Origin of the sequence: Mycolicibacterium neworleansense (assembly GCF_001245615.1) — a bacterium.
GTDB classification, from domain to species: domain Bacteria; phylum Actinomycetota; class Actinomycetes; order Mycobacteriales; family Mycobacteriaceae; genus Mycobacterium; species Mycobacterium neworleansense.
On sequence record NZ_CWKH01000001.1, the window covers coordinates 2,148,058 to 2,170,626 of the forward strand.

Annotated in this window: 21 protein-coding genes and 2 tRNA genes; 10 read left to right on the forward strand and 13 right to left on the reverse strand. The window is 66.0% G+C overall.

Going from position 1 to position 22,569, the window contains the following annotated elements; genetic code table 11:
- Nucleotides 1-7: 7 nt before the first annotated feature.
- Nucleotides 8-1,462, reverse strand: a complete 1,455-nt coding sequence (gene leuC, locus BN2156_RS10115) for a 3-isopropylmalate dehydratase large subunit (protein ID WP_090513033.1) — start codon at nucleotides 1,460-1,462, stop codon at nucleotides 8-10.
- A 118-nt stretch (nucleotides 1,463-1,580) separates the two neighbouring features.
- Between leuC and BN2156_RS10120 the strand changes: the two genes are divergently transcribed.
- Nucleotides 1,581-2,282 carry an IclR family transcriptional regulator gene (locus BN2156_RS10120; protein ID WP_029111385.1) on the forward strand — a complete coding sequence of 234 codons (702 nt, stop codon included), beginning with the start codon at nucleotides 1,581-1,583 and terminating at the stop codon, nucleotides 2,280-2,282.
- Nucleotides 2,283-2,476: 194 nt separating this feature from the next.
- Here BN2156_RS10120 and BN2156_RS10125 read toward each other — a convergent pair.
- The 5 genes from BN2156_RS10125 to BN2156_RS10145 form a co-directional block, all read right to left on the reverse strand.
- Nucleotides 2,477-2,549 (reverse strand) — tRNA-Glu (locus tag BN2156_RS10125).
- A 68-nt stretch (nucleotides 2,550-2,617) separates the two neighbouring features.
- Nucleotides 2,618-2,692 (reverse strand) — tRNA-Gln (locus tag BN2156_RS10130).
- Nucleotides 2,693-2,835: 143 nt separating this feature from the next.
- Nucleotides 2,836-4,296: a glutamate--tRNA ligase gene (gene gltX / locus BN2156_RS10135; protein ID WP_090513035.1), complete on the reverse strand. Its 1,461-nt coding sequence runs from the start codon at nucleotides 4,294-4,296 to the stop codon at nucleotides 2,836-2,838.
- On the reverse strand, nucleotides 4,296-5,072 hold the full coding sequence (locus BN2156_RS10140) for a fumarylacetoacetate hydrolase family protein (protein WP_090513038.1): 777 nt from the start codon (nucleotides 5,070-5,072) through the stop codon (nucleotides 4,296-4,298). The genes gltX and BN2156_RS10140 overlap by 1 nt, the downstream gene beginning before the upstream one ends.
- A gap of 59 nt (nucleotides 5,073-5,131) precedes the next feature.
- Nucleotides 5,132-6,307 carry an alpha/beta hydrolase family protein gene (locus BN2156_RS10145; RefSeq protein ID WP_090515721.1) on the reverse strand — a complete coding sequence of 392 codons (1,176 nt, stop codon included), beginning with the start codon at nucleotides 6,305-6,307 and terminating at the stop codon, nucleotides 5,132-5,134.
- Nucleotides 6,308-6,398: 91 nt separating this feature from the next.
- On the opposite strand from BN2156_RS10145, the gene BN2156_RS10150 reads away from it, so the two are divergent.
- Nucleotides 6,399-7,601 (forward strand): MFS transporter, encoded by a 1,203-nt coding sequence (locus BN2156_RS10150; protein WP_090513041.1) that lies wholly within the window; start codon nucleotides 6,399-6,401, stop codon nucleotides 7,599-7,601.
- Nucleotides 7,602-7,605: 4 nt separating this feature from the next.
- Here BN2156_RS10150 and BN2156_RS10155 read toward each other — a convergent pair whose 3' ends face one another.
- The 5 genes from BN2156_RS10155 to BN2156_RS10175 form a co-directional block, all read right to left on the reverse strand.
- A complete protein-coding gene (locus BN2156_RS10155; RefSeq protein WP_090513043.1) occupies nucleotides 7,606-8,211 on the reverse strand; it encodes a dihydrofolate reductase family protein in 606 nt (201 codons plus the stop codon).
- A gap of 141 nt (nucleotides 8,212-8,352) precedes the next feature.
- Nucleotides 8,353-9,162, reverse strand: a complete 810-nt coding sequence (locus BN2156_RS10160; protein WP_090513046.1) for a BtpA/SgcQ family protein — start codon at nucleotides 9,160-9,162, stop codon at nucleotides 8,353-8,355.
- A 31-nt stretch (nucleotides 9,163-9,193) separates the two neighbouring features.
- Nucleotides 9,194-9,916, reverse strand: coding sequence for a class II aldolase/adducin family protein (locus BN2156_RS10165; RefSeq protein WP_090513048.1), 723 nt, complete (start codon nucleotides 9,914-9,916; stop codon nucleotides 9,194-9,196).
- Complete coding sequence (locus tag BN2156_RS10170; protein WP_090513051.1) at nucleotides 9,913-11,394, reverse strand: FGGY-family carbohydrate kinase; 1,482 nt, start codon at nucleotides 11,392-11,394, stop codon at nucleotides 9,913-9,915. The genes BN2156_RS10165 and BN2156_RS10170 overlap by 4 nt, the downstream gene beginning before the upstream one ends.
- An 86-nt stretch (nucleotides 11,395-11,480) precedes the next feature.
- Nucleotides 11,481-12,281, reverse strand: a complete 801-nt coding sequence (locus BN2156_RS10175) for an inositol monophosphatase family protein (protein WP_090513053.1) — start codon at nucleotides 12,279-12,281, stop codon at nucleotides 11,481-11,483.
- A 120-nt stretch (nucleotides 12,282-12,401) separates the two neighbouring features.
- Between BN2156_RS10175 and BN2156_RS10180 the strand changes: the two genes are divergently transcribed.
- From BN2156_RS10180 to BN2156_RS10215, 8 genes are all read left to right on the forward strand, one after another.
- Nucleotides 12,402-13,172, forward strand: a complete 771-nt coding sequence (locus BN2156_RS10180) for a DeoR/GlpR family DNA-binding transcription regulator (RefSeq protein WP_090513056.1) — start codon at nucleotides 12,402-12,404, stop codon at nucleotides 13,170-13,172.
- Between the two features lie 41 nt (nucleotides 13,173-13,213).
- The gene (locus tag BN2156_RS10185; protein ID WP_090513059.1) at nucleotides 13,214-13,987 is read left to right on the forward strand and encodes an SDR family NAD(P)-dependent oxidoreductase; all 774 of its coding nucleotides are present in this window, start codon (nucleotides 13,214-13,216) and stop codon (nucleotides 13,985-13,987) included.
- Nucleotides 13,988-14,163: 176 nt separating this feature from the next.
- Nucleotides 14,164-15,318, forward strand: coding sequence for an ABC transporter substrate-binding protein (locus tag BN2156_RS10190; protein ID WP_308208231.1), 1,155 nt, complete (start codon nucleotides 14,164-14,166; stop codon nucleotides 15,316-15,318).
- A gap of 61 nt (nucleotides 15,319-15,379) precedes the next feature.
- The gene (locus tag BN2156_RS10195) at nucleotides 15,380-16,228 is read left to right on the forward strand and encodes a carbohydrate ABC transporter permease (RefSeq protein WP_162839214.1); all 849 of its coding nucleotides are present in this window, start codon (nucleotides 15,380-15,382) and stop codon (nucleotides 16,226-16,228) included.
- A complete protein-coding gene (locus BN2156_RS10200; protein WP_090513066.1) occupies nucleotides 16,225-17,046 on the forward strand; it encodes a carbohydrate ABC transporter permease in 822 nt (273 codons plus the stop codon). The genes BN2156_RS10195 and BN2156_RS10200 overlap by 4 nt, the downstream gene beginning before the upstream one ends.
- Before the next feature lie 25 nt (nucleotides 17,047-17,071).
- Entirely contained in the window at nucleotides 17,072-18,124 is a 1,053-nt protein-coding gene (locus BN2156_RS10205; RefSeq protein WP_090513069.1) for an ABC transporter ATP-binding protein, read from the forward strand.
- 1 nt (nucleotide 18,125) lies between these two features.
- Nucleotides 18,126-19,064, forward strand: coding sequence for a sugar phosphate isomerase/epimerase family protein (locus tag BN2156_RS10210; protein ID WP_090513071.1), 939 nt, complete (start codon nucleotides 18,126-18,128; stop codon nucleotides 19,062-19,064).
- A gap of 11 nt (nucleotides 19,065-19,075) precedes the next feature.
- The gene (locus tag BN2156_RS10215) at nucleotides 19,076-19,840 is read left to right on the forward strand and encodes an SDR family NAD(P)-dependent oxidoreductase (RefSeq protein WP_090513074.1); all 765 of its coding nucleotides are present in this window, start codon (nucleotides 19,076-19,078) and stop codon (nucleotides 19,838-19,840) included.
- Between the two features lie 90 nt (nucleotides 19,841-19,930).
- Here the strand turns inward: BN2156_RS10215 and BN2156_RS10220 are convergent, their stop codons facing one another.
- Both BN2156_RS10220 and serA read right to left on the reverse strand, forming a co-directional pair.
- The gene (locus tag BN2156_RS10220; RefSeq protein WP_090513076.1) at nucleotides 19,931-20,941 is read right to left on the reverse strand and encodes a 3-isopropylmalate dehydrogenase; all 1,011 of its coding nucleotides are present in this window, start codon (nucleotides 20,939-20,941) and stop codon (nucleotides 19,931-19,933) included.
- On the reverse strand, nucleotides 20,938-22,524 hold the full coding sequence (serA, locus tag BN2156_RS10225) for a phosphoglycerate dehydrogenase (protein ID WP_090513079.1): 1,587 nt from the start codon (nucleotides 22,522-22,524) through the stop codon (nucleotides 20,938-20,940). Before serA ends, BN2156_RS10220 begins: the two co-directional genes overlap by 4 nt.
- Nucleotides 22,525-22,569: the final 45 nt, after the last annotated feature.

Genomic DNA, 22,569 nt, shown 5'->3' on the forward strand with positions numbered 1-22,569 from the left:
GGTTTGCTTAGCGGGCCGCGACGGGCAGATCGGCGGGGGACGCCAGTTTTCCGCGCACGGCGGTGGCTGCCGCGACGGCCGGCGAGACCAGGTGGGTGCGGCCTCCCTTGCCCTGTCGGCCTTCGAAATTCCGGTTGGACGTCGAGGCGCAGCGCTGTCCCGGGGACAGCTGATCGGGGTTCATTCCCAGACACATCGAGCAGCCGGCCTGCCGCCATTCGGCGCCCGCGGCGGTGAATATCCGGTCGAGACCTTCCGATTCGGCCTGCGCCCGGACCCGCATCGAGCCGGGCACGACCAGCATCCGCACCCCGTCGGCGACCTTGCGATCGCGCAGCACGTCGGCGACGACCCGCAGGTCTTCGATCCGGCCGTTGGTGCAGGATCCGACGAACACGGTGTCCACGGCGATGTCACGCATGGCCATCCCGGGGCGAAGATCCATGTAGGCCAAAGCCTTCTCCGCCGCCTGCCGGTCTGCGTCGTCGCCCATCAACTCCGGATCTGGGACCGCCGCGGACAGCGGGACGCCCTGACCCGGGTTGGTGCCCCACGTCACGAACGGACTCAATGTTGCCGCATCCAGGTAGACCTCGGTGTCGAATTCGGCGCCCTCGTCAGTACGCAACTGGCTCCACGCGGCAACAGCGGCGTCCCAGTCGGCACCCTCGGGAGCGTGCGGGCGGCCCTTGAGGAATTCGAAGGTGGTCTCGTCGGGCGCGACCATGCCGGCCCGCGCTCCGGCCTCGATGCTCATGTTGCAGATCGTCATCCGGCCCTCCATGGACAGCGCCTCGATGGCACTGCCCCGGTATTCGATGACGTGCCCCTGGCCGCCGCCGGTACCGATCTTGGCAATGACGGCCAGGATGATGTCCTTGGCGCTCACACCGGCGGGCAGGACGCCGTCGACGTTGACCGCCATGGTCTTGAACGGCTTGAGCGGCAGTGTCTGCGTGGCCATCACGTGTTCGACCTCGGAGGTGCCGATACCCATGGCGATGGCGCCGAACGCACCGTGGGTCGAAGTGTGGCTGTCCCCACACACGACCGTCATACCCGGCTGAGTCAGTCCGAGCTGCGGTCCGATGATGTGCACGATGCCCTGTTCGGCATCACCCATCGGGTGCAGCCGGATGCCGAATTCCTCACAGTTGCGCCGCAACGTCTCGACCTGAGTGCGCGAAACCGGGTCCGCGATCGGCTTGTCGATGTCGACCGTGGGCACGTTGTGGTCCTCGGTGGCGATCGTCAGGTCGGGCCGTCGCACGGGCCGGCCCGCCAGTCGCAGACCGTCGAACGCCTGCGGGCTGGTGACCTCGTGCACGAGATGCAGGTCGATGTAGATCAGGTCGGGCTCTCTGGCCGCGCCCTCTCCCTCACCGCGCGCCACGACGTGGTCGTCCCAAACCTTTTCGGCCAGGGTGCGCGGCTTCACGGATGTCTGTGTCGATTGGTCCATCGCTACTTCTCGATTCGATTAACGGCAATGCTGGGCTGCATCAAGGGTCCGCCAGGGCTGGGAGTTACTGTCGTCATCTTATCTGTCATCTCACAATGCGAGACGTTAGTATCTCTCTGTGAGAAATGATAGCGGCATCGGCGTCCTCGACAAAGCTGTGGGTGTGCTGCACACCGTGGCCGAGTCACCTTGCGGGCTGGCCGAACTCTGCGAGCGGACCGGGCTGCCCCGGGCCACCGCCCACCGGCTGGCCGCCGGGCTCGAAACGCACCGGCTGCTGGCCCGCGACGGCGACGGCCGCTGGCGCCTGGGCCCGGCATTGACCGAATTGGCCTCCCACGTCAACGATCCGCTCCTGGCGGCCGGGGCCGCGGTGCTGCCCCGTCTGCGCGAGATCACCGGCGAGAGCGTGCAGCTGTACCGCCGTGAGGGCCAATCACGGGTCTGCGTGGTGGCCCTGGAGCCGCCGGCCGGGCTGCGCGACACCGTGCCGGTCGGCACCCACCTCCCGATGACCGCCGGATCGGGAGCCAAAGTGCTACTGGCCTATGCCGACCCGGCCACCCAGCAGGCCGTGCTGCCGGCCGCCAAGTTCACCGACCGCACCCTGGCCGAGGTCCGCAAGCGCGGCTGGGCGCAGAGCGCCGCCGAGCGTGAGCCGGGCGTGGCCAGTGTCTCGGCACCGGTGCGCGACGGCCGCGGCGCGGTGATCGCCGCGGTGTCGGTGTCCGGCCCCATCGATCGCATGGGTCGGCGGCCAGGCGCTCGCTGGGCCGCCGATCTACTTGCCGCCGCCGACGCGCTCACCCGTCGACTGTGAGGCGAATCTCAGTAGCCCGCGCCACCAAATCTCACCGAGCGTCACGCCAGGGTGACCTTCGACACCCAGAGCCACTCTGGCGTGACAAAGCCGACGGGAAGAGCGCAAGACGGGAGAGCGACGCAAACCGGGCGGACGAATCCCACACAACGCAAAAGCGCCCAGTTCGTGAGAACTGGGCGCTTTTACTTCTGTACCCCCGATGGGATTCGAACCCACGCTACCGCCGTGAGAGGGCGGCGTCCTAGGCCGCTAGACGACGGGGGCTAGAACTTCCGGATGGTCAGCATAGCTCAGGCGGTCGTACTCACCTAATCCGGCTGATCCGCTCCGGATGGCTGGGGTACCAGGACTCGAACCTAGAATGGCTGAACCAGAATCAGCTGTGTTGCCAATTACACCATACCCCATTAATTGCCCATCACCGCAGGTCACGGGCAATTTTCGATCCGATCGGCTCGGCGGGGGCTTCCCCGCTTCGCTTTCCGGGCCGACGAGCAGACTACCAAAGATTTTGAGTGCTCTTTACCAAGCCCCCGTCACGCCCGGGCGTTCACAGGGCGGCCCGGGCGGCCCGCAGTCGCGACAGGCTGCGGTCGGCCCCCAGTAGTTCCATCGACTCGAACAGCGGCGGACTGATCGTCGCGCCGGTGACCGCGACCCGGATCGGCCCGAACGCCTTACGGGGCTTGAGCTCAAGGCCGTCCAGAAGCGCCTCTTTGAGCGCCGCTTCGAGGTTGGCGGTGTTCCACTCCCCGACGCCCTCCAAGGCGCTCAGCGCGGCGTCCAGGACCGGTGCGGCCTCCTCGCGCAGCTCCTTGGCAGCGGCCTTCTCGTCGATCTCGTAGGAGCCGTCGTCGAAGAACTTCAGCAGCCCCCACGCATCGCCGAGCACGACGATGCGGGTCTGGATCAGCGCGGCGGCTTCGGCGAATGCGGCGTCGTCCAAACCGGTGTCGTGGCCGTGGGCATCGAGATAGGTCCGCAGCCGGGCGGTGAAATCCTCCGGCGTCAACTGCCGGATGTGCTCGGCGTTGATCGCGTCGGCCTTCTTCTGGTCGAACCGCGCCGGGTTGGAGTTGACGTCGGCCACGTCGAATGCCGCGACCATCTCGTCGAGGCTGAACACATCGTGATCGTCGGCGATGCCCCAGCCCAGCAGCGCCAGGTAGTTCAGCAGACCTTCCGGCAGGAAGCCACGATCGCGGTGCAGGAACAGATTCGACTGCGGATCACGCTTGGACAGCTTCTTGTTGCCCTCACCGAGAACGCTTGGAAGGTGCGCGAATTCGGGCACCCGCTCGGCCACGCCGATGCGCATCAGTGCCCGGTACAAAGCGATCTGCCGCGGTGTCGAGGGCATGATGTCCTCGCCCCGCAGCACGTGGGTGATCTTCATCATCGCGTCGTCGACGGGGTTGACCAAGGTGTACAACGGATCACCGTTGGCACGCGTGATCGCGAAATCGGGCACCGAGCCCGCCGGGAAGCTCACCGGACCGCGCACCAGGTCGGTCCAGCCGAGGTCTTCGTCGGGCATACGCAAGCGCAGCACGGGCTTACGCCCCTCGGCCGCGAAAGCCGCGCGCTGCTCATCGGTGAGCGTGCGATCGAAATTGTCGTATCCCAGCTTGGGGTTCCGGCCTGCTGCGTGGTGGCGTGCCTCGACCTCTTCTGGCGTCGAATATGCCTCGTACACCTCGCCGGCCTCGAGCAGGCGGGCGATCACGTCCCGGTAGATCTCGCTGCGCTGCGACTGCCGGTACGGCTCGTAGGGACCGCCGACCTCGGGGCCCTCGTCCCAGTCCAGCCCCAACCACCGCAGGGCGTCGAGAATCGCGGCGTAGCTCTCGTCGCTGTCACGCGCGGCGTCGGTGTCCTCGATCCGGAAGACGAAAGTTCCGCCCGTGTGCCGGGCATACGCCCAGTTGAACAGCGCAGTGCGCACCAGCCCGACGTGCGGCGTGCCGGTCGGCGACGGACAGAACCGCACCCTGACATTTGAACTCGTCATTACTTTCCTTTACGCACAACGGGATTGGTAAGGGTGCCGATGCCCTCGACGGTGACGCTGACGGTGTCCCCGTCTTCGATGGGTCCGACACCCTCGGGTGTTCCGGTGAGGATCAGGTCTCCGGGCAGCAGCGTCATCACCGCCGAGACCCACTCGACGATCGCGCCGATGTCATGGATCATCAACGAGGTCCGGCTGCGCTGACGCAACTCTCCGTTCACCTCGGTGCGGATCTCCAGGTCCGAGGGGTCGAGATCGTTGACGATCCACGGGCCCACCGGGCAGAAGGTGTCATGGCCCTTCGCCCGCATCCACTGGCCGTCCTTGGCCTGCTGGTCGCGCGCCGAGACGTCGTTGGCGATGGTGTAACCCAGGATGTTCTCGGCAGCGCGGGCGGCCGGCACGTCCTTACAGGGCCGCCCGATGACGATCGCCAGCTCGCCCTCGTGGTGAACCGGATGGGCGTCGGCCGGCAGCTGGATCGGGACGTTGGGCCCGATGATCGCGGTGTTGGGCTTGAGGAAGATCACCGGATCCTCGGGGGCCACCCCACCCATCTCCTCGGCGTGGGCGGCGTAGTTCTTGCCCATGCAGATCACCTTGCTGGCCAGGATCGGTGCCAGCAGCCGGACATCGGCCAGCGGCCAGCTCCGTCCGGTGAAGTTGGGATTGCCGAACGGATGCTCGGCGATCTCTTTGCAGACGGCATCGGCACCGTCGCCTTCGACACTGACGAAAGCGACGCCGTCGGGACTGGCGATTCGACCTAAGCGCATTTTGACCAGGGTAGTGCGCAGCGTCTGACGACCAGCGCCGACGCCTCTTGTCGGTTCCCTCAGTCGCCTTCGAACACCGCGGCCAGGAACGGCGTGGAGTCCGGGATGGAGGCCAGCACCGTGCCCGAGTGATCCTCGTCGGGATAGATCTTGAGCGTGACGTCCTGGCCGTTGGCCCGTAGCTGATCGCCCAGTTGCTGCGACATGCTCGGCGGGACATCCCGGTCCAGCAGACCGACGCCCAGGAAGATGGGCCGGTCGTAGCCACTGGTCGGCGTGCCCAGATATGCGTCCAGAGCGTCAGCTGCGCCGGGCAGGGTGGCCAGGGGCGCGCGGAAGAACCCGGTCGGCGTCATGCCCGTGAGCGCCTCGTCGAGTTGTGGCTTGCACAGTGTCTCCGCTTTGTTGACGGCATCCAGCCCAGCCGGGGTCAGCACGCTGTCGATGTTCAGATCGGGCCGAGCCTCGCGCACTCCGGCCAGGATGTAGCCGGTGTAGCTGTTGGCCGCCGGCCCGAGGTTCGGCGGCAGCGCCATGTCGGGGCCGGATTGTTTGACGATGCTCTCGACATTGAAGGGTGTCCCGGTGGCCACCACCCCGCGGTAGTCCAGGCCGGTCCCCCGGCTGAATTCAGTGGCCCAACGTGCACTGTTGACCGCGGCCCCGCCGCCCTGCGACTGCCCCACCAGGGCCCATTTCGGTGACAAGGGCAGGTCCATGTGGTGCATCGCGATCACCGAGTCGACCACGCTGTGGGCGGTGGCCACGCTGTTGAGATAGCTCATCAGGCCGGGGGTACCCAGCCCGGCGTAGTCGGAGCCGACGACGGCGTAACCCTGGTCGAGCCAGTGCGTCAGGTATTCGCTATCCCGTGCGCTGCGCGGCTGCGCCGACGGTGCGCAGTCGTCACCGAGCCCGACCGTGCCGTGCGCCCACGCGATCGTCGGCCAGCCGCCCTCGGGCACCTCACCGTGCGGGATGAACACCGCCGCGGTACTCAGCGCCGGCGAATCATGTTGATCAACAGTCGAATACAGGATGCGGTAGGAACTCGCCGCGCCCGGCACCGTCAGTGCCCGATCCAGCGGAACCGCCTCGATCAGGGTGCCGGCCGCGGGAATCGGCGCGTCGTAAAGACGGGCGTCCAGGCCCGACCAGTTCGGCGCGGCGGCCGCCGCGGGCGGTGCTGTCACGAGTCCGCACGTCAGCAGAACGGTTGCCGTCAACCACCTCAACTTCACCGCCACAGCCTAGGGGAGCCGAACTGCGTCTCATATACTGGAATCACAGTTCAATATATTGGGACATCCGTGAAACGATGCACCCATGCCCGTTTCGTCCATCAGCACGTTTCGCCGTTGGTCGATGTTGGCGATCGCACTGACTGCGACCACATGCGCCAACGTGTTCATCAACGGCGCGGCATTCCTCATCCCCACCCTGCACGCCGAGCGGGGCCTGGATCTGGCCAAGGCCGGCCTGCTGTCGTCGATGCCGAGCTTCGGACTTGTGCTCACCCTGATCGCGTGGGGCTACATCGTCGATCGGGTCGGCGAACGGATCGTGCTCACGGTGGGCTCGGCGCTGACCGCCGCGGCGGCGTTCGCGGCGGCCGCCGCGGATTCCCTGGTGGCGGTCGGAATCTTCCTGCTGCTGGGCGGAATGGCCGCAGCCAGCAGCAATTCGGCAAGTGGGCGGGTCGTGGTCGGTTGGTTCCCACCCGAACAGCGCGGCCTGGCGATGGGAATCCGGCAGACCGCAACACCTTTGGGTGTCGGTTTGGGCGCGTTGGTGATTCCGCGTCTCGCCGAGACTCACGGCACCGCGACAGCGCTACTGTTCCCGGCGGTGGTGTGTGTGCTGTCGGCGGTGATCTGCGCTGTGGGAGTGCTGGATCCGCCGCGGCCGCCCCGCCATGAGGCGCCGGCCGAACACCTGGCCAACCCCTACCGCGGCTCGAACGTGTTGTGGCGCATCCACGCGGTGTCGGTACTGCTGGTCGTCCCCCAGGGTCTGGTCTGGACGTTCACCCTGGTGTGGCTGATGAGTGACCGGGGCTGGTCGGCGGCATCGGCCGGGACGCTGGTGACCATCGCTCAATTGCTGGGCGCGGCAGGCCGGATCGCCGCGGGCCGGTGGTCCGATGTCCTCGGAGAACGGCTGCGCCCCATCCGGACCATCGCGCTGGCGGCAGCGGCGACGATGGGGCTGCTGGCGCTCACCGATTGGCTGGGCTCACCGCTCAGCGTTGCGCTGATCGTGATCGCCTCGGTGATCACGGTGTCCGACAACGGCTTGGCGTTCACCGCGATCGCCGAGATCGCCGGCCCGTTCTGGAGCGGGCGCGCCCTGGGCATGCAGAACACCAGCCAGCATCTGGCAACTGCCAGCTCGGCACCGCTGTTCGGCGCGCTGATCGGGGTGGCGGGCTACCCGGCGGCCTTCGCGGTGTGCGCCCTGTTGCCGTTGCTGGCGGTGCCACTGGTTCCCCAGGATGCGCGCGTGTGCGAAGAGCATCAGGACACGTGAGCGCTCACGCGCTCATGTCCCCTGTTCCAGGCACACCGTCGGCGAGCCCGTACCGCAGGAACACGATGCCGTTCGGGCTGGCCACCGGCGGTTGCAGCAGTGTCACATTGGTGGGCACCGAGCCCCCGTCGAACACCTTCTTCCCCGCTCCCAGCATGATCGGGTGCACCCACAGATCCAGACGGTCGAAGAGCTTCTCGCGCAGCAGCGTCTGAACCAGGTTCAGGCTTCCGACGACCTTCACATGCTCGTGCCTGTCCCGGATCTCGCGCACCGCGGCGCCCAGATCCGGGCCGACCTGTGTAGAACCGGCCCATGACAGATCAGGCGTGCCGCGGGAGGCGACGTATTTCGGGATGCCGTTGAACAGCGTGCCGAATTCGTCCGTCTGGTGCGGCCAGTAGGCGGCGAAGATGTCGTACGTGCGGCGTCCGAGCAGCAGCGCGTCGGTGCCCTCGTAGGCAGACCCGACCTGCGCGCCGGAAACCTCGTCGATCAGCGGCGCCTGCCAGCCGCCGAACGAAAAGCCCTCGGGGTCCTCGTCCGGGCCGCCGGGCGCCTGCGCGACGAGGTCCAGGGTGGCGAACAGTTCGATGGCGATGACGCCCATGGCGCTACTCCCTGCTGAGTTGATGGTCTCGGTAGAGAGATAGACCCGCGAGCCTCGACAAAGTCATCGGCTCGATCGACCGGAGCCGGCACCGCCCTGGCCGTGAACGGCTCACCCCGGGCGGTGCCGAATGTCGGGCGATCAGCTCTGACGGAAGTTCTTCACCACCGCCATCAGCTTCTCGACCCGCTCACTGTCGGCGCGGTTCTCGAACACCCCGTCCTTCTTGAATGCGGTGCCGACCACGGCCCCGTCGGCGATGCTCAGCTGCGCCTCGGCGGTCTCCACGCGCATTCCGGTGTTGACAAACACCGGGACATCGCCGGCATTGTTCTTGACGGTGGACAGAGCAGACGTGTCGGTGGGCGCACCGGCGGTCAGCCCCGAGACGACCAGGGCGTCGGGCTTGGCGTTGAACACCGTGGAACGGGTGATGTCAGCGAGATCCCGGTCACCGAGATATGCCGTCGCCTCGGGGACCACGTTGAACAACAGACGGACATTGTCCGCATGGACGCGCCGCCGGTGCCGCGCCGCCTGACCGACGTTGGTGTTCCACAACCCGAAATCGCTGCCGTAGGCGCCGGTGAAGATCTCCCGCACGAACTTCGCGCCGGTCGCGGCAGCGAGGTCGATCGATGCCACCCCGTCCCACAGCACGTTGACGCCGAACGGCACTCGGACTTCGTCGAGGAGCTCGCCGATGACGCGGGCCATCGCGGTCGCGGTGATCGGCTCGGTCTTGGTCAGATACGGCAGGCTGAACTCGTTGGAGAACATCACCGCGTCAACGCCTCCGGACTGAAGTGCATCGAGGTCGCGCCGTGCGTTGTCGACCACCGCACGCATACCGGCCGCCGTGTCAAAGGACGGATCGCCCGGCAGGGCATCGAGGTGCAGCATGGCGATCACCGGTTTCTGCACACCAAAGACGTCGTCAAGCCATTGCATGTATATCTATCTCCTCTTGTTCTCTTGTCCCTCAGGCCAAGCGCTGAATCGTGACTGTCTGGGTGTCGAGGTGGACGCGTCCCTCCTCGATGTCGCGGGCAAGGTCGTGGTCGAAAATGTGGTACAGGGTGAGCTGTTCGGGAGTCGTCCCGAGTGACGCCACCTTCATGGCCTGGCGCGCGGCTTTCTCGATGACCGTCGCCGTGAACATCGCATCAGCCAGATCGGGCCCCAGGGCCACCGCACCGTGTCGGGCCATCAGGGCCGCCTTGCTGCCGCCGGCCAATACCTCGACCATGTTGTCGCCCAGTTCTTTCGATGCGACGACGCCGAATTTTCCACATCGGATCGGACCGAATCCGGCACGGGTGTACGAGTCGATGGTGGCGGTGGGAATATCTCGCTCCGCGGCCGCGAAAACCTGCGAATCCTCGGCATGGGTGTGCACGATGGCGTTGGCATCAGGCCGGGCCGCATAGATCGCGAGATGCATCGGCAGTTCCACCGTCGGGTCGGTGAGGGACTCCGGCAGGGTGTTGCCATCGGGGTCGACGACTGCGACATCTTCCGGGCGGACGTCTTTCCAGCTCCGGATCGGCAGCCGATCCGATGGCGCCGGCAGCGCGTAGATGACGTCGTTTTCCCGGTCGAACACGGTGATGTCACCCGAATCCAGACCTGTGGTGAGGCCGAGATCGACCATTCGCCAACCGCCGTCGGCCACCGCCACCTTGTAGTCGTGCCGGATCTTCATCGCGACCTCCGGGTCAACCCGTGCGAAATGGGCACCAGCGCATCGCCGGCCTGCCGCCACAGCTGATATGCCTCTTCATAGATCGCCGACCGCTCACGGTCGGGCACCACCGGCGCATCGAACTGCAGGAATCGCTCGGCATCGTCGAGGCCGAGCACACCGGCGCCCACACCCGCCAGGATGGCGGCGCCCAGCGAGGCTCCGGGATGGTCACGCACCGGCGCCAACTCGGTGCCGAGCACATCTGCGTGGATCTGCTTCCACAGGGTGGACTTGCTGCCACCGTTCGTCACCCTGGCCCGCGACAGCGTGATTCCGGCCGATCGCATGACTTCGGCGTTGTGCCGGAACCCGAAGGCGATCGCCTCGAGCACCGAGCGATACATGTCCGCCCCGGTGTGGGCCAGCTCGAGGCCGATGAACGCGCCGCGCAACTGCGGATCGTGGATCGGCGACTTCTCACCGAGGAAGTAGGGCAGGCACAACACCGCGGCGGGTCGGCGCCCGGCGGCCTCGGCGTCCAGATCGGTCAACGGCGTTCCGCCGATGAGGGTCTGGAACCACCGGATGAGACTGCCGCTGGTGGCCATACAGCCGTTGGGCAGCCAGGTTCCCTGCCGGGGATGCGCATCGAGGTACAGGCGCGCGTCGACGATGGGATCGGCACAGGCAGTGAGAATGTCGCCGGCACCGCCCAACTTGATCAACCAGTCACCGGCGGTGTCGACGCCGGCCGCGTAGGCCGACAACACATGGTCGGCGCCGCCCACCACCAACGCGACATCAGCCGGCAGACCGGTGGTTTCGGCCATCGATGCACTGATCGTGCCGATCCGGGTGCCGGGCCGGTACACCTCGCACAGCGACGAGGAAGACAGGTCGACGGCCTCGAGCGCCGGCTCGAAGTGTTTTCCGTCGAGGGTGTAGAGACCGGACTCCAGTGCCCAGTTCTGCTCGACGTGTGGCGGCGCCCCCAACGCGATCAACACATAGTCGTATGACCCGACCAGATAGCGCGTGGCCGACCAGCATTCGGGCTCGTTGCGCTGCAACCATCGCACCGTCGGCGCCACGGACTGCTGGGTCAGCGCGGATCCGGTGCGGGACAACATGTCCGCGCCGTCGATCACCGCCGACAGCTCGTCGATCTCCCGGGTTGCCCTGGCATCGTTCTGCAGGATGGGCCGGCGCACCGGCTTGAGGTCGGCGTCGAGGCAGATCACGGCGGGAACCATGCCGGTCGCCGAGACCGCAGCCACCATCGCCGGGTCGATCTCCGATTCGGCAAGAACCTGCCGAATTCCCTCTACCGCGTTGGTAACCCAAGCCGAGGCGTCCGCCTCGGCATATGCCGGCCCGTCCGAGAAGATCGGCGAGCTCAACGTCGCCTGCGCCACGATCCCGGCAGTTTCGTGCAGCAGAACAGTTTTGGTTCCGGTGGTGCCGATATCGACGCCGATCAGATAGGTGCCCCGCAAAGAACTGTCTCCTGTCCAGAGTTCCCGATGCCAGCGCAACGTGTCGCTGACACTAGCCGACAGTGTGAAGAACTATCAACCTTCTGTTAACAATTCACGTCATTCGCGTTCGGAGCGGTGACCCGAAGCTCGTCGGCCGGCGACGCCGGTCGCCGCACCCTCAACCCGGCCTCCTCGGCCACCAGCGCCGCAGCCGCCCAGTCGTACTCGCCGAGATGGCTCTCGACATAGCCGTCCAGCGCGCCTTCGGCAACGGCACAGATCGCAAGCGCGGCCGATCCGAGGGCCCGGGCGTCGGTGTATCCGGCCATCATCTCGGCGGTCAAGCCACATTGCGCCTGCCGGACCTCGGCCGAGTAGGCATAGCCCATCCCGAGCAGGCGCGCGGCACCGTCGACCCCGGCGGCCGGCCCGGTCAACCGGTACACGCCCGCGCCGTCGGCCAGCCACGCCCCGCCACCCCGGTACGCGTAGTAGGTCTTGCCGAGCACCGGCGCGTCGACCGCACCCGCGAGCCACTGTCCGGTGCGGATACAGACCGCACCCACCGACGTGGCGTAATACGGGATCCCCCTGGTGAAGTTCGTCGTGCCGTCCAGCGGATCGATGGACCACCGGACACGCGCTCCGTCCGGAGCCGTACCCGGCAGTTCCTCGCCCGTGACGTGGTCGTTCGGCCTGCGATTGCCCAAGACGGCACGCACCGCGCGCTCGGCGGCGACATCCACGTCGGTGACGAGATCGCCCCGCTCACCCTTGACCGTCACGCTGGCGCTCCCCCGCGGGCGTGAACGCAGAACCGCCGCGCCCGCGCGCGCCGCCTCCAGGGCCACGTCAGCGAGTTCTGCGGGTTGCTCAGCCGCGCTGCCGTACTGCTCAGAATCCATTTCTGTTACCTCTTCCCATCTCACACCCGGCTATGTTAAACATTAACGACATTCGTCCTTGAGTTGAAACATCACAGTGAAAACTGTCAACTATTCACACATTGTCACAGGGGGTTGCCGATGTCAGTCGAAGAGCGAAGAGCCCTGATCGAAGAGCGGCTGCGGACTGACGGCGAAGTGGACTTCGCCTCGTTGGCCGAGATGTTCGAGGTCTCGGAGATGACGATTCGGCGCGACATCGATGTTCTCGAAGCCCAAGGTGCGGTTCGCCGGGTGCGCGGCGGTGCGATTGCCTACTCGCACAAGTCCGAGGAGCCCGCATTCGGGACCCGCGTGGAGTCGGCCACCGCCGAGAAGGCGCATATCGCAGCCGCCGCCGTCGAGTTGCTGGAACCACACGAGACCGTCATCATCGACAGCGGCAGCACCGCACTGGCCGTGGCGCACCAGATCCGTGGCCGCGGACTCGGTTTGACCGTGATCACGCCGAGCGTGCTTGCCGCACTCGAACTCGTCGACGAACCCAACACCACCGTCTTCCTCACCGGCGGCCGAATGAGACCGGGCGAGCTCAGCCTCATCGGTTCCGACGCCCAGGCGACCTACCGGCGCTACAACTGCGACACCTATGTCATGGGTGTAGCCGGTGTCGATGCCAAGCGCGGACTCACCGATTACCACAGCGAGGAAAGCGACGTTAAACGTGCGGCCATGGAGTCCGCCGACCGCGTCATCCTCGCTGTCGACTCCAGCAAGCTCGGACGCGTACAGCTGGTCAATATCGCGCCACTGAGCGCGGTGAACACGATCGTGACGGACGGTCCGCACGACGGCCCGGTACTGGAGGCCGCCCGACAGCAAGGCATCGACGTGCGTGTCGCGCACGAGTGACCTCGTCGGCCCCATCGATCACAGTGAGAGAAGGAAGAGCATTGGCGAAGACAGTCGTAGTGACGGGCGCGGGATCCGGCATCGGTAAGGCCATGGTGACCGAATTGGCGCGCCGGGGGTGGCAGGTCGTCGTGACCGACGTCGACGAGCAGGCGGCCAAAGCCTGTGCCGAACAACTCGATACCGCGGCCGGCCAGCACCACGAACACCTGCAGCTCGACGTGACCGACCCGGCCGGTGCGGCCAGGGTGGCCGATGACGTCGCCGACCGCCTCGGGCTGGACGCCTGGGTGAGCAACGCCGGCATCTCGTTCATGGAGCGCTTCCTGGACATGCCGCTGGACCGGGTCGAGAAGACCTTCGACATCAACCTCAAGGGCGTGTTCATCTGTGGTCAGGCCGCAGCCCGGGCAATGGTCCGCACCAAGAGCAAGGGCACCATCGTCAACACCGCCTCGATGGGTGGCAAGCAGGGCCGGGTTCCGTTCCTCAGTGACTACATCGCATCCAAATTCGGCGTCATCGGACTGACCCAGTCGATGGCCTATGAGCTGGCCGAGCACGGCATCACCGTCAACAGCATCTGCCCCGGGTATGTCGCCACGCCGATGCAGGAACGCGAACTCGAGTGGGAGGCCTCGTTGCGGGGCACGACCGCCGAAGCGGTGAAACAGATGTGGATCGATGACACCCCGCTCGGACGTGTCGAGCAGCCCGAGGACATCGCCAAGGCGCTGACCTTCCTGCTTTCCGAGGACGCCCGGTTCATCACCGGCGAGGCACTTGCCGTCAACGGCGGCGCCTTCATGGATTGATCACCCACCGAATCAACAGGATTGGAAGGGATATGGCAGGAACAAGAAAGTGGTTGTCCTCCGTCGCCGCGCTGTTAGGGGCGACCACATTGGCGCTCGCGGGCTGTTCGAGTTCCGGCCCGGCAAGCGAAAGCGGAAGCGGCGCAGGTGACATTCCCGCTGACCATGCCGGCACCGTGAAGATCCTCATGGAGGACGAACACGACACCGAAGCGGTCGAATCGCTGCTCGACGGCTTCAAGACGGCGTATCCGAACATCAACGTCGAAATCGAGAAGCTTGCCTACGACTCGATGCGCGACAAGCTGGTGGCGTCGTTCCAAGCTCCGCAGGGCACGTACGACCTGATCATGATCGACAACCCGTGGACCGACGACTTCGTCAACGCCGGATTCCTGGCGCCACTGGACAGCCGGATCGAGACGGCCGGCAAGCTCGACTACGCCGACTTCTACCCGTCTCTGCGCGGGGTCAACGAGATCGACGGATCCACCTACGGCATCCCGATGTACAACTACGCGCAGGGCTACATCTACCGCGACGACCTGCTGCAGCAGGCCGGCCTGTCAGTGCCGACCAACCTCGACGAGCTGGTGACGACCGTCAACAAGCTGACGACACCGCAACACGCCGGCATCGCTCATAGCCCGCAGCGCGGCTACAAGATCCTGGAGGAATGGTCGAGCTGGTATGCCGCGGCCGGTGGGTCGATGTTCGACAAGGACGGCAATCCGACGATCGACACCCCGGAAGCCCACAAGGCGCTTCAGGTCTACATCGACACCTTGAAGTCGGCCTCTCCGCCCAACAGCGTCAACTGGGCACAGGACGAGACCATCCGGTCGTTGTCCTCCGGCGGATCGGCGTCCATCGTCGGATACAACTGGCTGACGTCGAGCCTCAACTCGCCCGAATCCGGTGAGCTGGCCGGCAAGTTCAAGCTGGCACCGATGCCGGGCGGCCGTGGCGCATTGGGCGTCTGGTCCTGGGCTATCCCGGCCAACTCCAAGGACTCCGACTCCGCCTGGGCGTTCATCTCCTGGATCACCGACAAGGACACCGACAAGCAGCGAGTGATGCACGGCGGTGCGCCCACCCGGATCTCGACGGTCGCAGACCCAGAGGTCCGCAAGTCGGGCAACGGTGAAAGCTACTTCGCCGCGGTGGACGAAATTCTCAAGAACACCGTCCCGTTCGCGCAGGGGCCCAACGCCGAACAGATGGTGCAGGAGGTCGGCACCCAGCTCAACGAAGCGGTGATCGGCGCCAAGTCCATCGATCAGGCACTGACCGACGCGCAGGCCGCGGCCAACCAGATCACGGGACGCTGACCCGGTTTCCGCGGAGCGCTCCCCCTCCAGCGCTCCGCGGAAACCGCCGAGAGAGAGCACAATGAGAAGGTTTCGCTACGGCATGATGGCGCCGTTCGCAACGGTATTCGCCGTTGCCATCGGTTTCCCGTTGGTGTACGCCGTGTATCTGAGCTTTGTCGACAAGAAGCTGACCTCGCAGCGACCGGCGCAATTCGTCGGAATCGACAACTACACCAAGGCTTTTCAGGGAAAATTCATCGGCTCGCTGGGCGTGACGGCGACCTATGTGGTGATCGCGGTTGTTGCCGAACTGGTGCTCGCACTGCTCATCGCACTGGCGCTGCAGCGGCAGCGCTGGATGAAAGACCTGACCCGCTCGGTCCTGCTGATCCCGATGTTCATCACCCCGATCGCCGTCGCACTGGTATTCCGGTTCCTGCTCAACAGCCAACTCGGCGTGATACCCAGCGCATTGCACAAGGTCGGTATCGACCACGATTTCTTCGGCTCCGGCTCGGCGCTGTTCACGCTCATCGCCATCGATGTGTGGCAATGGACCCCGTTTCTGGTGCTGCTGTTGGTGGCCGGTCTGGAGTCGATGCCCAAGCAACCGCTCGAAGCCGCCAAGGTCGACGGGGCCAGCGGTCTGTACACCCTGTTCCGGGTCACCTTGCCGTTGCTGTCACCGGTGCTGACCGTCGCGGTCATGCTGCGTGCGCTCGATGCGCTGAAAGTATTCGAATACGTCTATGCCACCACGCGAGGCGGCCCCGGCACCGAAACGGAGACCATCCAGTACCTGATGTACCAGACCGGGATTCAGTTCTTCCGGCTCGGCGAGGCGAGCGCCATGGCATGCCTCGTGCTGGCGTTCGTGCTGGCTGTCATCGTCGTCGTCTACCGCCGAATGGAGAAGTCCGCAGCATGAGTGACTTTCGGCGCAAGTCCTTCGGCGCGCTGCGCATCGGGTTCCTCCTCGCCGGCGTCGCCATCGTCGTCCTGCCGTTGGCGTGGATCGCGCTCGCCAGCTTCAAGACGCCGGGACAACTCAACGATCCGTGGCTCATCGCGTTCACACCGTCGATGGACAACTGGAATCAGGTGCTCGACAGCACGATCGTCAGCGCCGTCATCCGGAGTGCCATCGTCGCGTTCGTGACGGTGGGTGTCAGCATCACGGTGGGCAGCATGGCCGCCTACTCCATCAGCCGCTACAAGACCGGTGGTTCGGCAACGAGATTCGGCATGCTCGCCGCGCAGGTACTACCGCCGGCGGTCCTGGTGTTCCCCTTCCTCACCGCCGGGTACGCGATGAATCTCAGCGGAACGCTGATCCCGGTCATCTTCGCCCACATCAGTTTCGTGCTGCCGTTCGTCACCTGGTTCCTGATCGGGCTGTGGGAAGCGGTTCCCCGGTCCCTGGAGGAGCAGGCCCTCGTCGACGGACTCACCCGGTTCGCCGCCTTCCGCAAGGTGATGATTCCCCAGGTCTATCCGGGCATCGGCGCCTCCGCGATCTTCGGCTTCATCCTGTCCTGGAATGACATGTTCTACGGGCTCATCCTGGCTCCGAACAACAACCAGCTGCTGCCGGTGGCCATCTCGTCGTTCAATACGTTCCGCGGCGTCGACCTCGGCTCGATGAGCGCCGCCATCATCATCTCGATCGTTCCGGTCATCATCGCGGCATTCTTCGTGCAGCGACGCCTGATCCAAGGCATGGGCGGCGGAGCCGTCAAGTTCTAGCCGCTTCGGCAATTTTGGAGATCACATGGCAACAATCACCTTCCGCGATGTGTGCAAGGACTACGGTCACCTGCGCATCGTCGACAACCTCAACCTCGACCTGCCCGACGGTTCGATGACCGTCCTGGTGGGTCCGTCAGGGTGTGGGAAGTCGACGTCCCTGCGCATGCTGGCCGGACTGGAACCGATCAGTTCCGGCGACATCTTCATCGGCGAGCGCAATGTCACCCACGTCGACACCAGAGACCGCGACATCGCGATGGTGTTCCAGAACTACGCGCTCTACCCACATCTGAATGTGCTGGGCAACATCGCCTTCCCGTTGCGCGCCAAGAAGGTCAAGAAGGCCGAGGCTCACCGACGCGCCCGCGAGGTTGCCGAGTCGATCGGACTCGGCAGCCTGCTCGATCGGCGGCCCAAGGACCTCAGCGGTGGTCAGCAGCAGCGGGTCGCGATCGCCCGCGCCATCGTCCGGGAGCCGTCGGTGTTCTTGTTCGACGAACCGTTGAGCAATCTCGACGCCAAACTGCGGGTGGAAACCCGCACCGAGCTATTGCACATCCAGCGTCGGCTGGGTATCACCTCGTTCTACGTCACGCATGACCAGGAAGAGGCGATGACGCTGTCGGATCGTATGGTCGTGATGAGGGAAGGCAGCGTGGCGCAGGCCGGCACCCCCCTGGAGGTGTATTCGAAGCCGGCGGACACCTTTGTCGCCGCTTTCGTCGGGTCTCCGAAGATGAACTTGATCCCCGGATCCAACGAAACCGGTGGATTCCGAACCGAATCCGGTCTGCACCTTGACCTGACCGCCCCGAGCAGCGGTCCCGTGGTACTCGGCGTGCGGCCGGACGACCTGCTGCTCACCCCTGCAGCGGAAGCCACCGCCACCGTGACTCTGGTTGAACTGCTTGGACCGCGTGCCATCGTCACCGTCGCGACCGGCGATGTAGAGCTGACGGCGGTGGCCGAGGTCTCACGCCTCAGCGGTGTCACCCCCGGTGCTGCCGTCAGCTTGCAAGTGCGGCCCGACAGCGCACACTACTTCGATCATTCGACCGGAAAGCGAATCAACTGAGATGGCAACCACATCCAGCGACGGACCCAACTTGATACTGGGAATCAACACCTGTTTCGCGGTCAAGCGGTGGCCGCAACCCGAGGCGTGGGCCCGCATCGTCACCGAGGAACTGGGGCTCGACACCGTCCAGCTCAGCTTGGACCTGGTGCCGTTCGGCCTGAACAGGGACGCGATCCGGCGCTACGCCGAACGGGTCCGCACCGCGGCCGACGATTTCGGTATCAGCATCCACAGTGTGTTCACCGGCCTGGCCGCCTACTCCTCCCCCCTGCTGCTCTCCGAGGACCCGTTCGACCGGGCCGCGGCGTTCGAGTGGTATCAGGAGATGATCGCCTTCACCGCGGCGGTCGGGGCGACCGGACTCGGCGGGCACATCGGTGCGTTGTCGGTATCGGCGGCTGCCGACCCCACCTTGTCGAAGACCCTCATCGCCACCGAACTGGACCAGATGCGACGGCTCGCCGAGACCGCCGCCGACGCCGGCCTCGACCACATGCAGTTCGAAAACCTGGCTGTCACAAGGGAGTACGGACACAGCATCGACGAGGCCCACGCCTTGGAGACCGAACTTGCCGGTACCGCGGTGCCGTGGCGGCTATGCCTGGATCTGGGTCACCCGTCATCGCTGACACCCGGGACGCCCAGCGCCGACCCGCTGAGCTGGTTGACCGAGCAGTGGATCAACACCCCGGTAGTTCAGCTTCAGCAGTCTCCCGTCGGTGCGGATCATCACGGCCCCTTCACCGCGGCGGCCAATGCCTCCGGCACCGTCGACCGCGATGCGGTGCTGGGACGGTTGGCCGGCTGGACGGGTGATGTCCATCTGTTCTTCGAGATCATCCATTCGAACGAGTACCCCGACGGCACGGTCCTGGACGAGTTGCGCGAAAGCGTGCAGTTCTGGCGTGCCCGCCTCGACCGCCTGACCACCGTCTGAACGGAGCTCACATGGAAACGGGCCTGCGCGACTCAGTAGCCTTCGTCACCGGGGGCGGCACGGGGATCGGACGGTCTACGGCGCTGGCGCTGGCTGCCGAAGGAGCGGCCGTCGCCGTCGCCGATATCCACATCGAATCCGCCCGGGCCACCGCGGCGGAACTCATCGTGCAGGGCGCCGAAGCCATTGCCGTACAGGCAGATGTGAGCGACGAGGAGTCGGTGGCCGAGGCAGTGGCCACCACCGTCCACGAACTCGGCAGCCTCGACTCATTGGTGTTGTGCGCCGGTATCTCCGGGCTGTACGGCCGATCGATCGACGAGATCAGCACCGGCGAGTGGGACCGCATGTTCGACATCAACGTGAAAGGCCAGTGGCTGCCGGTCAAACATGCACTCCCGTTCCTGCGCCTCAGTTCCACGGCCTCGGTCACGATCGTCGCCTCCGATTCCGCGCTTGTCGCCTCACCGCTGCACGTGCCGTACTGCGCGTCCAAGGGCGCGCTGATCATGATGGTCAATGCCATGGCTGTCGATCTGCGGGCCGACGGCATCCGGGTGAATTGCGTGTGCCCGAGCGTGGTGAACACCCGAATGCCCAAGAACGACGTCGGTTTGTCCGACGACGCCGATCTCGGCGACAGTTACCCGATCCACGAGCCCGAGGACATCGCCCGTTACCTGACGTTCCTCGCCTCGCCTGCCGCGGCCACCATCAGCGGACACGCTCTCGTCGCCGATTTCGGATTCGTCGGACAGTCCTCGTTCCCGATGTGACGCACGAGCTGTCATCGACTCTGCGATGAGAGCGGAGAAGTGCGAGAGACCAACGCCCTCACCGCAGAGTCGACCTCAAAAGCCAACGTCTTACAGCAGCGACAGGATCCGCTCGCCGACCTCGCTGGTCGAGAGGTTCGCGTCCCCGCGGGTGGCCAGGTGCTCGGAGACCGCCTTGTCGACACGCGCGGCGGCGTCGGTCTCACCGATGTGGGCGAGCAGCAGCGCCACGCTCATCACGGCGGCGGTCGGATCGGCGATCCCCTGCCCCGCGATGTCGGGTGCGCTGCCGTGCACCGGCTCGAACATCGACGGATTGGTCCGTGTCGCATCGATATTGCCGCTCGCGGCCAGCCCGATGCCACCGCACACCGCCGCCGACAGGTCGGTGATGATGTCGCCGAACAGGTTGTCGGTGACGATCACGTCGAACCGGCCCGGATCGGTGACCATGTGGATGGTCGCCGCGTCGATGTGCTGGTAAGCCACCTCGACCTCGGGATATTCGTTACCGACCTCGGCCACCACACGGGCCCACAGACTGCCGGCGAAGGTCAGCACATTGGTCTTGTGCACCAGGGTCAGGTGCTTGCGCCGCGATTGTGCGCGGGCGAAGGCGTCCCGCACCACGCGCTCGACGCCGAACGCGGTGTTGACGCTGACCTCGGTGGCCACCTCGTGCGGCGTGCCGACGCGCAGTGCGCCGCCGTTGCCGGTGTAGGGGCCCTCGGTGCCTTCACGCACCACGACGAAGTCGATCTCCGACACGCCTGAAAGTGGGCTGCTGACACCGGGATACAACCGGCCGGGCCTCAGGTTGACGTGGTGATCGAGCGCGAACCGCAGCTTGAGCAGCAGGCCGCGCTCCAGGACACCGCTGGGCACCGACGGATCACCGATGGCGCCGAGCAGGATCGCGTCGTAGCCGCGCAGTTCCTCGATCGTCTCGGAGGTGAGCAGTTCCCCGGTCGCGTGGTAGCGCCGCGCTCCCAGGTCGTACTCGGTCCGGTCCACGCCGGGCAGCACCGCATCCAGCACCTTGAGCGCCTCGGCGATGACCTCCGGACCGATGCCGTCACCGGCGATTACAGCGAGTTTCATGACAGGTCGACCACTTCCAGCGTCGTCGCGTCAACCGCCGCGGCCAGCGCGGAACGCACATCCTCGGGCACATCGGTATCCAGACGCAGCATCACGATGGCGCTGTCGCCGTCGACATCCTGGCTCAGCTGTGCGGCCAGGATGTTGACGTTGGCCCCGCCGAGCAGGGTGCCGATCTTGCCGAGCGCGCCCGGCTGATCGTTGTAGTGGACGATGAGGTTGTAGCCCTCGGCCCGCAGATCGAAGTTGCGCCCGTTGATCTGGACGATCTTCTCGACCAGCTGCGGCCCGGACAGGGTGCCCGCGACATTCAGCGTGCTGCCGTCGGCGTGCACGACGCGAACATCCACCACGCTGCGGTGGTTCGGGCTCTCGGTAGCGGTGCTGATCTCGGCGGCCACGCCACGGTCGGCTGCCAGTGTCGGGGCGTTGACGAACGTCACCTGCTCGTCGACCACCGCGGAGAACAGCCCCCGCAGCGCCGACAGCTTCAGGATCTCAACGTCTTCGCTGGCCAGCTCGCCACGCGCCTGCACCGACAGCGACACCGGAGCCGCATCGGACAGGGCACCGGCCAGCAGACCGAGCTTGCGCACCAGGTCCAGCCAGGGCGCAACCTCTTCGCCGACGGCCCCGCCGCCGACGTTGACGGCGTCCGGCACGAATTCGCCGGCCAGCGCCAGCTTCACGCTGGCGGCCACATCGGTACCGGCGCGGTCCTGCGCCTCGGCGGTCGAGGCACCCAGGTGCGGGGTCACGACGACCTGGGGCAGCTCGAACAGCGGGCTGTCGGTGCACGGTTCGGTCGAGAAGACGTCCAGACCTGCGGCACGCACATGGCCGCTGGTGATGGCGTCGGCCAGGGCCTGCTCGTCGATCAGCCCGCCGCGGGCGGCGTTGACGATGATGACGCCCGGCTTGGTCTTGGCCAGGTTCTCCTTGCCGAGCAGACCGGCGGTTTCCTTGGTCTTGGGCAGGTGCACCGAGATGAAGTCGGCGCGGCCGAGCAGCTCGTCCAGCGGCAGCAATTCGATACCGAGCTGGGCTGCGCGGGCCTGCGAGACGTAGGGGTCGTACGCCACGATGTGCGCGCCGAAGGCGGCCAGTCGCTGGGCGACCAGCTGTCCGATGCGGCCCAGGCCGACGACACCGACGGTCTTGTCGAAGATCTCGACGCCCGAGAACGACGACCGCTTCCAGGTGTGATCGCGCAGCGTCGCATCGGCGGCGGGGATCTGCCGGGCGGTGGCCAGCAGGAGAGCCAGGGCGTGCTCGGCGGCGCTGTGGATGTTGGAGGTCGGCGCATTGACCACGAGCACCCCGCGGGCGGTGGCGGCATCGACGTCGACGTTGTCCAGGCCGACGCCCGCGCGCGCGACGATCTTGAGTTTGGGGGCCGCGGCGATGACCTCGGCGTCCACCGTGGTGGCGGAACGGACGAGAAGCGCGTCGGCTTCGGGCACGGCGGCGAGCAGCTTCTCGCGGTCCGGACCGTCGACCCACCTGACCTCTACCTGGTCACCGAGGGCGGCGACGGTCGATTCCGCGAGCTTGTCGGCAATCAAAACAACGGGAAGACTCACGCGGACAGCCTAGTGTGTGGCTCCTACCACAGCCGAACCGCGTGC